The organism is Shigella sp. SIG6 (assembly GCF_053555815.1).
Window position 1 is genome coordinate 1 of the sequence record NZ_JBQZXC010000104.1, and the last position, 12,597, is coordinate 12,597.

Consider the following 12,597-nt stretch of genomic DNA (forward strand, 5'->3'; position numbering starts at 1 on the left):
ATCACTGCTAATGAGATATCAGTCATCTGAACACTTATGTCTTTAATTATTCTCGTGGTTCACTGTAGGCAATAAGCACAAAAGTGTAGGATGTTACAAGAATGATTAGGACTCGGTGAAATGAAAAATCCACGCAATTGCGTGGATTTTATATACTTTTGCGCTCTTCATGAGATTTAGCGAAACCTCATGAGACAATAAATTAATTAGACGTTGAAAAGGAAGTTCATCACATCGCCATCTTTCACGATGTAATCTTTACCTTCTGCACGCATTTTGCCTGCTTCTTTCGCGCCTTGTTCACCTTTGTAAGTGATGAAATCTTCAAACGAGATGGTTTGTGCACGGATAAAGCCTTTTTCAAAATCAGTATGGATTTTGCCCGCTGCCTGCGGCGCGGTTGCTCCAACCGGAATGGTCCATGCACGCACTTCTTTCACCCCAGCGGTGAAGTAAGTTTGCAGGTTCAGCAGCTTATAACCGGCACGGATCACACGGTTCAGGCCCGGTTCTTCCAGCCCAAGCTCCTGCATAAACTCGTCACGTTCTTCGTCGTCCAGTTCGGCAATGTCTGCTTCAACAGCAGCACAAACCGGAACCACAACAGAACCTTCTTTCGCCGCGATTTCACGCACCTGGTCAAGATATGGGTTGTTTTCAAAACCGTCTTCGTTGACGTTGGCGATGTACATTGTTGGTTTCAGCGTCAGGAAGCTCAGGTAACGAATAGCCGCTTTCTCTTCAGCGCTTAAATCCAGCGCGCGCAGCATACCTGCGTTTTCCAGCTGGGGCAGGCATTTTTCCAGGACCGCCAGCTCAGCTTTCGCGTCTTTATCGCCACCTTTGGCTTTCTTCTGTACGCGATGAATCGCACGTTCGCAGGTGTCGAGGTCTGCCAGCGCCAGTTCGGTGTTGATAACTTCAATATCGTCAGCCGGGTTAACTTTGCCGGAAACGTGAATGATGTTGTCATTTTCAAAGCAGCGAACAACGTGACCGATCGCTTCGGTTTCACGGATGTTGGTCAGGAACTGGTTACCCAGACCTTCGCCTTTCGATGCGCCTTTTACCAGACCGGCGATATCGACAAATTCCATGGTCGTGGGAAGCGTACGTTGCGGTTTTACGATTTCAGCCAGTTGATCCAGGCGAGGGTCAGGCATTGGTACGACGCCTGTGTTCGGCTCAATGGTGCAGAATGGAAAGTTGGCCGCTTCAATACCGGCTTTGGTCAGCGCGTTGAACAGGGTAGATTTCCCGACGTTGGGCAAACCGACGATACCGCATTTGAATCCCATGATTTAAATCACCTTAATATCTTAATAATCAACCTGTTATTGCTAACAGATTGCAGAAATGGAAATAACTTTGCCTATTATACACGGCACTCGGCAAAAATGCCGCAGACAACGACTTATTGCGCTTTAAAGGCGTGCAATCGGTTCGTTGCTTTGGTCAAGCCATCTGTAAACCACATTTCAGTACAACGCGCCGCTTCGTCGATGGCTTCATCAATTAACTTCTGTTCACTAACAGGCGGTTTGCCTAACACAAAACCGACAACTTTATTTTTATCGCCCGGATGACCGATTCCGATGCGTAAACGGTGAAAGTTAGGGTTATTACCCAATTTACTGATGATGTCTTTCAGTCCATTGTGACCACCATGGCCACCGCCCAACTTAAATTTGGCGACGCCAGGAGGCAGATCCAGTTCGTCGTGGGCCACCAGAATTTCGTCCGGATTAATGCGGAAAAAACTGGCCATCGCCGCAACGGCTTTGCCGCTGAGATTCATAAATGTAGTCGGGACTAACAGGCGGACATCTTCGCCTCCAAGGGTGACTCGCGAAGTATAACCAAAGAATTTAGCCTCTTCGCGCAGCGGAGCGCGCAAACGCTCTGCCAGTAAGTCAACGAACCAGGCACCAGCATTATGTCGCGTTGCGGCGTATTCAGCACCGGGGTTCGCCAGGCCGACAATCAATTTAATCGTCACGTTTTTTTGTCCTGAGTGTGTACATAACTGGCGCGTAGTTTACTGGTTGCGGCCCCGCTTGACAAAAAACTGCGTATCAAATGCAGATAACGTAATAATTGCCTGAGTGGACTATTAGAAAGTCAAGGTGTTCAGGCGTTTATTTGTAAAGTTTTGTTGAAATAAGGGTTGTAATTGTGATTACGCCCGCACATAACCCACAGGGTGTTGTCTATACTTTACACATAAGGAAGAGGGGTATTCCCTGTTACAACCCAGAAAGTTCCGGAGGTGACATATGAAACGCAAAAACGCTTCGATACTCGGTAACGTGCTCATGGGGTTGGGTCTGGTGGTAATGGTGGTCGGCGTGGGGTATTCAATCCTCAACCAGTTACCACAGTTTAATATGCCCCAGTATTTCGCACATGGTGCAGTGCTAAGTATTTTCGTCGGTGCCATTCTCTGGCTGGCGGGTGCCCGTGTTGGCGAGCATGAACAGGTGTACGACCGTTACTGGTGGGTTCGTCACTATGACAAACGTTGCCGCCGTAGCGATAATCGCCGTCATAGCTAACAAATAATGCAGTTTGCTGACCAGTCAGTTTGCGCTGACTGGTCAATCTCGTACTTATAAATCCGCCATCGCCGCGCGACGATTCGGGAAGAACGCGAGGCGTCCCGGGATCGGTTGAATGCCTGCGCGAGCCATAGTTCGCAGTGGCTGGAATTCCACGTTGCACACGCGCAGTTCACATCCTTCGGGCAGACGCTTCACAAAACGCTGGAACGCATCAAGACCACCAGCATCAAGTACCGGAACGGCATCCCACTTCAGAATCACAATCCGTTTGCCTTCAAGACGTGACTCCAGGTCCGTGAATAAGCCTTCAGCAGCAGCAAAAAACAGCGGGCCAATAACGCGCAGAACTAGGACATCGTCTGGAACATCTACGACTACCGGTGCCAGGCGAGTCATACGTGCGATACGACGCATAAACAGCAGCGATGCCAGCACGATCCCCACGCTGATGGCAATAACCATATCAAACAGCACGGTCAGTGACATACACAGCAGCATGACGATGATGTCATCTTTCGGCGCATGACGCAGCAAGTCGACCACTTTGTGCGCTTCACTCATGTTCCACGCCACCATCAACAGCAGGGCTGCCATGGCGGAAAGCGGCAGCCAGGAGAGCAGTGGTGCCAGTACCAGCAGGGCGAGAATAACCAGAATAGAGTGGATCACCGCCGAGATAGGGGAAGTTGCCCCGGCACGGACGTTAGCGGCAGAACGCGCGATGGCAGCAGTAGCGGTAATACCACCAAAGAATGGAGCGATGATATTCCCCAGCCCCTGACCGACCAGTTCACTATTCGCCTTGTGCTTAGTCCCGGTCATACCATCCAGTACCACAGCGCAGAGCAGAGATTCGATCGCCCCGAGCATTGCCATTGAGAATGCCGCAGGCAGCAGGGTGCGAATAGAATCCCAGGTTAGCGTGAATTCTGAATTAGGCAGATCCCACGGCAGCACCAGTTGCGGCAGCAGTTGCGGAATACCGTTACCCTGAGAACCATCGGCTAGGACGTAGTGGAATTGCGAACCGATGGTAGCAACATGTCCGCCGAGCAGGTTAACAATCCCCATCACCGCGCAACCAGCCAGCAAGGCCGGAAGGTGACCGGGTAAACGAATGCCCAGACGCGGCCAGAAAACCAGAATGCCAAGCGTCACAATGCCAATGGCAGCATCACCCACATTAATGGTCGGCAGCGCCATAAATAATGCGCCGACTTTTTGTAGATAATGTTCCGGGACATGGGCCATTTGCAGACCGAGAAAATCTTTAATCTGCATGGTACCGATGGTGATCCCGATACCCGAGGTGAAACCTAAGGTGACGGAAACCGGAATATACTCAATCAGACGACCAAAGCGTGCCAGCCCCATCAGAATCAAAAAGATTCCCGACAACAAGGTCGCAACCAGCAGTCCTGCCAGTCCAAACTGTTGCGAAACGGGATAGAGAATTACCACAAATGCCGCAGTCGGACCGGAAACGCTAAAGCGTGACCCACCCGTTAGAGCAATGACAATCCCCGCAACAGCTGCGGTATATAAACCGTACTGGGGTGCCACACCACTACCAATAGCCAACGCCATCGCCAGCGGGATAGCAATAATCCCGACGGTTATCCCGGCAATCAGGTCACGGGTAAACCGTGCGGCAGTATATTTTTCTTTCCAGCAAGCGTCGATCAGAGCGCGGAAAGGCATCACATGTGAGGAAAATATTTTGTTCACAATAATGTTTCATCCGTGAGCGCATCATCTGTCAACTAAATGGCAGGTGAAGGAGGCATAGGTCATACAAATGGATATTACAGACAAAAAAACCCGCCGCAGCGGGTCTTTGAGCCGGGTTCGATTAGTGTTCGAACATGGCAGAGATCGATTCTTCGTTGCTGATACGACGAATCGCTTCGGCCAGCATACCTGACAGGGTCAGAGTACGCACGTTCGGCAGTGATTTGATTTCATCGCTCAGCGGAATGGTATCGCAGACAACGACTTCATCAATTACAGAGTTACGCAGGTTGTTCGCCGCGTTGCCAGAGAAGATCGGGTGAGTCGCGTACGCAAATACACGTTTAGCACCACGTTCTTTCAGCGCTTCAGCAGCTTTACACAGCGTACCGCCAGTGTCGATCATATCATCGACCAGTACGCAGTCACGACCTGCAACGTCACCGATGATATGCATCACCTGGGAAACGTTCGCACGCGGACGACGTTTGTCGATGATTGCCATATCGGTATCGTTCAGCAGCTTAGCGATAGCGCGGGCACGCACAACGCCGCCGATGTCCGGAGAAACAACAATTGGGTTATCCAGATTCAGCTGCAGCATGTCTTCCAGCAGGATCGGGCTACCAAATACGTTATCAACCGGAACGTCGAAGAAACCCTGAATCTGTTCAGCGTGCAGATCCACTGTCAGCACACGGTCAACACCGACGCTGGAGAGGAAGTCTGCAACCACTTTCGCAGTGATTGGTACACGAGCTGAACGGACGCGACGGTCCTGGCGCGCATAGCCAAAGTAGGGGATAACAGCGGTGATACGACCTGCGGAAGCACGACGCAGGGCATCAACCATAACGACTAATTCCATCAGGTTGTCGTTAGTAGGGGCACAAGTGGACTGGATGATGAAAATATCACCACCGCGTACATTTTCGTTAATTTGTACGCTGACTTCGCCGTCGCTAAAGCGACCTACAGCGGCGTCGCCGAGTGAAGTGTACAGGCGGTTGGCAATACGTTGTGCTAGTACCGGGGTGGCGTTACCAGCAAAAAGCTTCATATCAGGCACGAGAAGAACCTCAGGCATGCGTCCATTGGTGGAAAGAATCTGCCGAAAACTGTGCGGGCCAGGCATGATCCTTTCCAAGCGGTGTATTAAAGAGCGCGATGCAACGTCTGGAACAAGGTGACGTTGTCACCGAAACTCAGCTTGCCCGGCTTAAAGCATGGCTCTGTGCAATGGGGAAAGATTAACGCCTTTCGCCACAAAGCCATTGAGCCATTCCGGGGCTTGCTCTAGCACCTGGCGGGCTTCAGACTCTGTATCAAATTCAGCAAAGACACAGGCCCCTGTCCCAGTCAGGCGCGACGGGGCGTATTCTAACAGCCAGGAAAGCACCGCATCAACCTCGCGAAAACGTTTTCTTGCGATAACCTCGCAATCATTGCTGAATTCACATTTTAGCAACGTTTCTATTGACCTTTTTGGCGTATTGCGCGGGAGTTCAGGATCTTTAAAAATCACCGGAGTCGGAATACTTACACCAGGGTGCGCCACCAGATACCACTTCTCTGGCGGATCCACCGGCGTTAGTATTTCACCAACGCCTTCGGCAAACGCGGCATGCCCCCGAACAAAGACAGGAACATCTGCGCCCAGCGTCAGCCCCATTTCCGCCAGCTCATCCATGCTTAGCCCGCATTGCCAGAGATGATTTAATGCCACCAGGACCGTCGCGGCATTGGATGAACCACCGCCGAGACCGCCGCCCATCGGCAAACGCTTGTCAATGCTGATATTCGCACCGCTTCCCGTCGGAAGACGCCCGCTGTCTGCCGCAGTTTTCATCAACAACCGCGCTGCGCGAACGATCAGGTTATCTTCATGTTCCACGCCTTCAACGGGCGTTAACAGACGAATATCCCCATCGTCACGAAGCTCAATGCTGATGGTGTCGCCGTAATCAAGAAACTGAAACAGCGTTTGCAGCGTGTGGTAACCATCCGCACGCTGACCGGTAATGTATAAAAACAGATTAAGTTTTGCCGGAGAGGGCCACTGTGTCCGCATTATTTCACTATCCAGTTATCCATTTTTAACTTGATGCGTTGACCACCGTCGGTGAGTTCCATATTGGCTGGCATCGCAGGTTGCGTTTTGGTGTCATAACCACCATAAACAACCTTCCAGTTTTTGCCATTCTGGCTGTAGGTAATTTCGCTCAGGCGGTACTGGTCGTCCAGTTTGTAGTCGGTTGCATCACCCGGTAAACCTAAAATCCACTGGCGCAAGCTGTTGAGCGGAATTGGCATTCCGGTCAATTTGCCAATCATCTCTTCGGCGTCATCGGCGGTATAACGCTGACCTTTATTGTCGACTAACTGCACGTTACCCGGTTGAGCATTCAGCTCCAGTTCCGTGCTGCCCAATGGGTTAGTGAGCAGCAGACGGTAGCGATCCTGGCCGGTTTGCTGCCAGAAAAAGCGGGCGTACACTTTTTGTTGGTCAGAAATATAAGCGAACGCGCCGCGAGTCTGATACTGATTAAGATTGCGCACGTCTTGCTGATGCTGACGCCATTGTGGCGAATCCGGGCTTTTGCCAGGACCTTTGGGCGTGGTGACGGAACAGGCAGTGAGCACAAGAGCAGCCAGCGGTAGCAGGCGGATAAGACGAAAATCGGGCAGGGGCATAGTGATGACAAGTCCTTGAGATACGTTGCAGTTATAACCCTTAATGCTAGCGTTACCGTCCGCTATCGTCTATGTTCAAGTTGTCTTAATTGCCAGAATCTAACGGCTTTCGGCAATTACTCCAAAAGGGGGCGCTCTCTTTTATTGATCTTACGCATCCTGTATGATGCAAGCAGACTAACCCTATCAACGTTGGTATTATTTCCCGCAGACATGACCCTTTTAGCACTCGGTATCAACCATAAAACGGCACCTGTATCGCTGCGAGAACGTGTATCGTTTTCGCCGGATAAGCTCGATCAGGCGCTTGACAGCCTGCTTGCGCAGCCGATGGTGCAGGGCGGCGTGGTGCTGTCGACGTGCAACCGCACGGAACTTTATCTTAGCGTTGAAGAGCAGGATAACCTGCAAGAGGCGTTAATCCGCTGGCTTTGCGATTATCACAATCTTAATGAAGAAGATCTGCGTAAAAGCCTCTACTGGCATCAGGATAACGACGCGGTTAGCCATTTAATGCGTGTTGCCAGCGGCCTGGATTCACTGGTTCTTGGGGAGCCGCAGATCCTCGGTCAGGTTAAAAAAGCGTTTGCCGATTCGCAAAAAGGTCATATGAAGGCCAGCGAACTGGAACGCATGTTCCAGAAATCTTTCTCTGTAGCGAAACGCGTTCGCACTGAAACAGATATCGGTGCCAGTGCTGTGTCTGTCGCTTTTGCGGCTTGTACGCTGGCGCGGCAGATCTTTGAATCGCTCTCTACGGTCACAGTGTTGCTGGTAGGCGCGGGCGAAACCATCGAGCTGGTAGCGCGTCATCTGCGCGAACATAAAGTACAGAAGATGATTATCGCCAACCGCACTCGCGAACGTGCCCAAATTCTGGCAGATGAAGTTGGCGCGGAAGTGATTGCCCTGAGTGAGATCGACGAACGTCTGCGCGAAGCCGATATCATCATCAGTTCCACCGCCAGCCCGTTACCGATTATCGGGAAAGGCATGGTGGAGCGCGCATTAAAAAGTCGTCGTAACCAACCAATGCTGTTGGTGGATATTGCCGTTCCGCGCGATGTTGAGCCGGAAGTTGGCAAACTGGCGAATGCTTATCTTTATAGTGTGGACGATCTGCAAAGCATCATTTCGCACAACTTGGCGCAGCGTAAAGCCGCAGCGGTTGAGGCGGAAACTATTGTCGCTCAGGAAACCAGCGAATTTATGGCGTGGCTGCGAGCACAAAGCGCCAGCGAAACCATTCGCGAGTATCGCAGCCAGGCAGAGCACGTTCGCGATGAGTTAACCGCCAAAGCGTTAGCGGCCCTTGAGCAGGGCGGCGACGCGCAAGCCATTATGCAGGATCTGGCATGGAAACTGACTAACCGCTTGATCCATGCGCCAACGAAATCACTTCAACAGGCCGCCCGTGACGGGGATAACGAACGCCTGAATATTCTGCGCGACAGCCTCGAGCTGGAGTAGCAGTACATCATTTTCTTTTTTTACAGGGTGCATTTACGCCTATGAAGCCTTCTATCGTTGCCAAACTGGAAGCCCTGCATGAACGCCATGAAGAAGTTCAGGCGTTGCTGGGTGACGCGCAAACTATCGCCGACCAGGAACGTTTTCGCGCATTATCACGCGAATATGCGCAGTTAAGTGATGTTTCGCGCTGTTTTACCGACTGGCAACAGGTTCAGGAAGATATCGAAACCGCACAGATGATGCTCGACGATCCTGAAATGCGTGAGATGGCGCAGGATGAACTGCGCGAAGCTAAAGAAAAAAGCGAGCAACTGGAACAGCAATTACAGGTTCTATTACTACCAAAAGATCCTGATGACGAACGTAACGCCTTCCTCGAAGTCCGTGCCGGAACCGGCGGCGACGAAGCAGCGCTGTTTGCAGGCGATCTGTTCCGTATGTACAGCCGTTACGCCGAAGCCCGCCGCTGGCGGGTAGAAATCATGAGCGCCAGCGAGGGTGAACATGGTGGTTATAAAGAGATCATCGCCAAAATTAGCGGTGATGGTGTGTATGGTCGTCTGAAATTTGAATCCGGCGGTCATCGCGTGCAACGTGTTCCTGCTACGGAATCGCAGGGTCGTATTCATACTTCTGCTTGTACCGTTGCGGTAATGCCAGAACTGCCTGACGCAGAACTGCCGGACATCAACCCAGCAGATTTACGCATTGATACTTTCCGCTCGTCAGGGGCGGGTGGTCAGCACGTTAACACCACCGATTCGGCAATTCGTATTACTCACTTGCCGACCGGGATTGTTGTTGAATGTCAGGACGAACGTTCACAACATAAAAACAAAGCGAAGGCGCTTTCAGTGCTCGGTGCTCGCATCCACGCTGCTGAAATGGCAAAACGCCAACAGGCCGAAGCGTCTACCCGTCGTAACCTGCTGGGGAGTGGCGATCGCAGCGACCGTAACCGTACTTACAATTTCCCGCAGGGGCGCGTTACCGATCACCGCATCAACCTGACGCTCTACCGCCTGGATGAAGTGATGGAAGGTAAGCTGGATATGCTGATTGAACCGATTATCCAGGAACATCAGGCCGACCAACTGGCGGCGTTGTCCGAGCAGGAATAATGGAATATCAACACTGGTTACGTGAAGCAATAAGCCAACTTCAGGCGAGCGAAAGCCCGCGGCGTGATGCTGAAATCCTGCTGGAGCATGTTACCGGCAGAGGGCGTACTTTTATTCTCGCCTTTGGTGAAACGCAGCTGACTGACGAACAATGTCAACAACTTGATGCGCTACTGACACGTCGTCGCGATGGTGAACCCATTGCTCATTTAACCGGGGTGCGAGAATTCTGGTCGTTGCCGTTATTTGTTTCGCCAGCGACCTTAATTCCGCGCCCGGATACGGAGTGTCTGGTGGAGCAGGCACTGGCGCGGTTGCCTGAACAACCTTGCCGTATTCTCGATCTCGGGACGGGTACCGGGGCGATTGCGCTTGCGCTGGCTAGCGAGCGCCCGGACTGCGAAATTATCGCTGTAGATCGTATGCCTGATGCTGTCTCCCTGGCACAACGTAATGCCCAGCATCTGGCGATCAAAAATATCCACATTCTGCAAAGCGACTGGTTTAGCGCGCTAGCCGGGCAGCAGTTTGCGATGATTGTCAGCAATCCGCCGTATATTGACGAGCAGGACCCACATCTTCAACAAGGCGATGTCCGCTTTGAGCCGCTCACTGCGCTGGTTGCGGCAGACAGTGGAATGGCAGACATCGTGCATATCATCGAACAGTCGCGTAACGCGCTGGTATCCGGCGGCTTTCTGCTTCTGGAACATGGCTGGCAGCAGGGCGAAGCGGTGCGACAAGCATTTATCCTCGCGGGGTATCATGACGTCGAAACCTGCCGTGACTATGGTGATAACGAGCGCGTAACACTCGGCCGCTATTATCAATGACAAGTTTTTCTACACTGCTTAGTGTTCATCTTATTAGTATCGCGCTTTCTGTTGGGCTATTAACCTTACGTTTCTGGCTACGTTATCAGAAGCATCCACAGGCATTTGCTCGCTGGACGCGCATTGTGCCGCCGGTTGTCGATACGGTGTTATTGTTAAGCGGCATTGCGTTGATGGCTAAAGCGCACATCCTGCCATTTTCCGGGCAGGCACAGTGGCTGACTGAAAAGCTGTTTGGAGTTATCATTTATATCGTTTTGGGTTTTATTGCACTCGATTATCGTCGTATGCACAGTCAGCAGGCGCGCATTATTGCCTTCCCGCTGGCGTTGGTGGTGCTGTACATCATCATTAAACTCGCCACCACAAAAGTACCGTTACTGGGGTAAGTCATGAGATCGTTAGCTGATTTCGAATTTAATAAAGCGCCATTGTGCGAAGGCATGATCCTGGCTTGCGAAGCAATCCGCCGCGATTTTCCCTCGCAAGATGTTTACGACGAACTGGAGCGTCTCGTTAGTCTGGCGAAGGAAGAAATCAGCCAGCTTCTGCCTTTAGAAGAGCAGCTGGAAAAACTGATCGCGCTGTTTTACGGCGACTGGGGATTTAAAGCCTCACGCGGCGTTTATCGTCTTTCCGATGCATTATGGCTGGACCAGGTGTTAAAGAATCGACAGGGCAGTGCGGTATCATTAGGTGCGGTTTTATTATGGGTCGCGAATCGTCTCGATTTGCCGCTGCTGCCGGTGATTTTCCCTACGCAGCTGATATTGCGCATTGAATGTCCGGATGGCGAAATTTGGCTGATTAATCCTTTTAACGGTGAATCGTTAAGCGAACATATGCTGGACGTATGGTTAAAGGGAAATATCAGCCCGTCGGCTGAACTGTTTTATGAAGACCTTGATGAAGCTGATAACATTGAGGTAATCCGCAAATTGCTGGATACACTCAAAGCCTCGTTGATGGAAGAAAATCAGATGGAGCTGGCGTTACGCACCAGCGAAGCTTTATTACAATTCAACCCTGAAGATCCCTATGAAATTCGTGATCGCGGGTTGATTTATGCGCAACTGGATTGCGAACACGTTGCGTTGAACGATTTAAGTTATTTCGTTGAACAGTGTCCGGAAGACCCGATCAGCGAAATGATCCGTGCGCAAATAAATAACATCGCGCATAAACATATTGTGCTGCATTAATTAATCGACATTTTACTCAAGATTAAGGCGATCCTATGAAACAAAAAGTGGTTAGCATTGGCGACATCAACGTAGCAAATGACCTGCCGTTCGTACTGTTTGGCGGTATGAACGTGCTGGAATCTCGCGATCTGGCGATGCGCATTTGCGAGCACTACGTAACTGTGACCCAGAAACTGGGAATCCCTTACGTGTTCAAAGCCTCTTTTGACAAAGCCAACCGCTCCTCCATCCACTCTTATCGTGGACCGGGCCTGGAAGAAGGGATGAAAATCTTCCAGGAGTTGAAGCAGACTTTTGGCGTGAAAATTATCACCGACGTTCACGAACCAAGTCAGGCACAGCCCGTTGCTGATGTCGTGGATGTGATTCAGTTGCCGGCGTTTCTTGCTCGCCAGACTGACCTGGTTGAAGCCATGGCGAAAACCGGTGCGGTAATTAACGTCAAGAAACCACAGTTTGTCAGCCCGGGACAGATGGGTAATATCGTTGATAAATTCAAAGAAGGCGGCAACGAAAAAGTGATTCTTTGCGATCGTGGTGCTAACTTCGGCTATGACAACCTGGTTGTCGATATGCTGGGCTTCAGCATTATGAAGAAAGTGTCTGGTAACTTGCCGGTGATTTTCGACGTGACCCACGCACTGCAATGCCGCGATCCGTTTGGCGCAGCTTCCGGTGGTCGTCGTGCTCAGGTGGCTGAGCTGGCACGAGCCGGTATGGCGGTAGGTCTGGCGGGGCTGTTTATTGAAGCGCATCCGGATCCGGAACATGCGAAATGTGATGGTCCATCCGCGCTGCCGCTGGCTAAACTGGAACCGTTCCTTAAGCAGATGAAAGCGATTGATGATCTGGTGAAAGGTTTCGAAGAACTGGATACCAGCAAGTAATCTTTTTTGCTTGAAAAATAAAGTCTTAGCGTTCTGCGTTAAGACTTTTTTCATGGGTGCCAGATACAAAAAAGGCCGCAGGCTGTTACCCC

At 51.2% G+C, this 12,597-nt stretch carries 13 protein-coding genes; 7 read left to right on the forward strand and 6 right to left on the reverse strand.

What is annotated here, in order from left to right:
• Positions 1 to 206 precede the first annotated feature (206 nt).
• Both ychF and pth read right to left on the reverse strand, forming a co-directional pair.
• Entirely contained in the window at positions 207 to 1,298 is a 1,092-nt protein-coding gene (gene ychF, locus ACUU1M_RS15310) for a redox-regulated ATPase YchF (protein ID WP_000505866.1), read from the reverse strand.
• A 116-nt stretch (positions 1,299 to 1,414) separates the two neighbouring features.
• Positions 1,415 to 1,999 carry an aminoacyl-tRNA hydrolase gene (gene pth / locus ACUU1M_RS15315; protein ID WP_000152933.1) on the reverse strand — a complete coding sequence of 195 codons (585 nt, stop codon included), beginning with the start codon at positions 1,997 to 1,999 and terminating at the stop codon, positions 1,415 to 1,417.
• A gap of 277 nt (positions 2,000 to 2,276) precedes the next feature.
• Here pth and ychH point away from each other — a divergent pair, with 277 nt between their 5' ends.
• Complete coding sequence (gene ychH / locus ACUU1M_RS15320; RefSeq protein ID WP_000823873.1) at positions 2,277 to 2,555, forward strand: stress-induced protein YchH; 279 nt, start codon at positions 2,277 to 2,279, stop codon at positions 2,553 to 2,555.
• A gap of 54 nt (positions 2,556 to 2,609) precedes the next feature.
• Here ychH and dauA read toward each other — a convergent pair whose 3' ends face one another.
• The 4 genes from dauA to lolB all read right to left on the reverse strand — a co-directional run bounded on the left by dauA (position 2,610) and on the right by lolB (position 6,986).
• The gene (gene dauA / locus ACUU1M_RS15325; RefSeq protein ID WP_001033352.1) at positions 2,610 to 4,289 is read right to left on the reverse strand and encodes a C4-dicarboxylic acid transporter DauA; all 1,680 of its coding nucleotides are present in this window, start codon (positions 4,287 to 4,289) and stop codon (positions 2,610 to 2,612) included.
• Positions 4,290 to 4,413: 124 nt separating this feature from the next.
• Entirely contained in the window at positions 4,414 to 5,361 is a 948-nt protein-coding gene (prs, locus tag ACUU1M_RS15330) for a ribose-phosphate diphosphokinase (protein WP_005049665.1), read from the reverse strand.
• A gap of 150 nt (positions 5,362 to 5,511) precedes the next feature.
• The gene (gene ispE, locus ACUU1M_RS15335; RefSeq protein ID WP_001260333.1) at positions 5,512 to 6,363 is read right to left on the reverse strand and encodes a 4-(cytidine 5'-diphospho)-2-C-methyl-D-erythritol kinase; all 852 of its coding nucleotides are present in this window, start codon (positions 6,361 to 6,363) and stop codon (positions 5,512 to 5,514) included.
• A complete protein-coding gene (gene lolB / locus ACUU1M_RS15340) occupies positions 6,363 to 6,986 on the reverse strand; it encodes a lipoprotein insertase outer membrane protein LolB (RefSeq protein ID WP_001130692.1) in 624 nt (207 codons plus the stop codon). The genes ispE and lolB overlap by 1 nt, the downstream gene beginning before the upstream one ends.
• Before the next feature lie 213 nt (positions 6,987 to 7,199).
• Between lolB and hemA the strand changes: the two genes are divergently transcribed.
• The 6 genes from hemA to kdsA are packed head-to-tail and all read left to right on the forward strand — an operon-like array spanning position 7,200 to position 12,505.
• Positions 7,200 to 8,456: a glutamyl-tRNA reductase gene (hemA, locus tag ACUU1M_RS15345; protein WP_005074543.1), complete on the forward strand. Its 1,257-nt coding sequence runs from the start codon at positions 7,200 to 7,202 to the stop codon at positions 8,454 to 8,456.
• Between the two features lie 41 nt (positions 8,457 to 8,497).
• Positions 8,498 to 9,580: a peptide chain release factor 1 gene (prfA, locus tag ACUU1M_RS15350; RefSeq protein WP_000804726.1), complete on the forward strand. Its 1,083-nt coding sequence runs from the start codon at positions 8,498 to 8,500 to the stop codon at positions 9,578 to 9,580.
• A complete protein-coding gene (gene prmC / locus ACUU1M_RS15355; RefSeq protein ID WP_000456467.1) occupies positions 9,580 to 10,413 on the forward strand; it encodes a peptide chain release factor N(5)-glutamine methyltransferase in 834 nt (277 codons plus the stop codon). Before prfA ends, prmC begins: the two co-directional genes overlap by 1 nt.
• Entirely contained in the window at positions 10,410 to 10,802 is a 393-nt protein-coding gene (gene sirB2 / locus ACUU1M_RS15360) for an invasion regulator SirB2 (RefSeq protein WP_000200378.1), read from the forward strand. Before prmC ends, sirB2 begins: the two co-directional genes overlap by 4 nt.
• Positions 10,803 to 10,805: 3 nt before the next feature.
• Positions 10,806 to 11,615, forward strand: a complete 810-nt coding sequence (gene sirB1, locus ACUU1M_RS15365) for an invasion regulator SirB1 (RefSeq protein ID WP_001257044.1) — start codon at positions 10,806 to 10,808, stop codon at positions 11,613 to 11,615.
• Between the two features lie 35 nt (positions 11,616 to 11,650).
• On the forward strand, positions 11,651 to 12,505 hold the full coding sequence (gene kdsA / locus ACUU1M_RS15370) for a 3-deoxy-8-phosphooctulonate synthase (RefSeq protein ID WP_000811061.1): 855 nt from the start codon (positions 11,651 to 11,653) through the stop codon (positions 12,503 to 12,505).
• The last annotated feature ends 92 nt before the right edge of the window (positions 12,506 to 12,597 follow it).

Bases quoted from the DNA above. Each gene is read 5' to 3' on its own strand.
- ychF (WP_000505866.1), bottom strand. From the start codon at position 1,298: ATGGGATTCAAATGCGGTATCGTCGGTTTGCCCAACGTCGGGAAATCT.
- hemA (WP_005074543.1), top strand. From the start codon at position 7,200: ATGACCCTTTTAGCACTCGGTATCAACCATAAAACGGCACCTGTATCG.
- kdsA (WP_000811061.1), top strand. From the start codon at position 11,651: ATGAAACAAAAAGTGGTTAGCATTGGCGACATCAACGTAGCAAATGAC.
- lolB (WP_001130692.1), bottom strand. From the start codon at position 6,986: ATGCCCCTGCCCGATTTTCGTCTTATCCGCCTGCTACCGCTGGCTGCT.
- ychH (WP_000823873.1), top strand. From the start codon at position 2,277: ATGAAACGCAAAAACGCTTCGATACTCGGTAACGTGCTCATGGGGTTG.
- sirB2 (WP_000200378.1), top strand. From the start codon at position 10,410: ATGACAAGTTTTTCTACACTGCTTAGTGTTCATCTTATTAGTATCGCG.
- sirB1 (WP_001257044.1), top strand. From the start codon at position 10,806: ATGAGATCGTTAGCTGATTTCGAATTTAATAAAGCGCCATTGTGCGAA.
- prfA (WP_000804726.1), top strand. From the start codon at position 8,498: ATGAAGCCTTCTATCGTTGCCAAACTGGAAGCCCTGCATGAACGCCAT.
- ispE (WP_001260333.1), bottom strand. From the start codon at position 6,363: ATGCGGACACAGTGGCCCTCTCCGGCAAAACTTAATCTGTTTTTATAC.
- prmC (WP_000456467.1), top strand. From the start codon at position 9,580: ATGGAATATCAACACTGGTTACGTGAAGCAATAAGCCAACTTCAGGCG.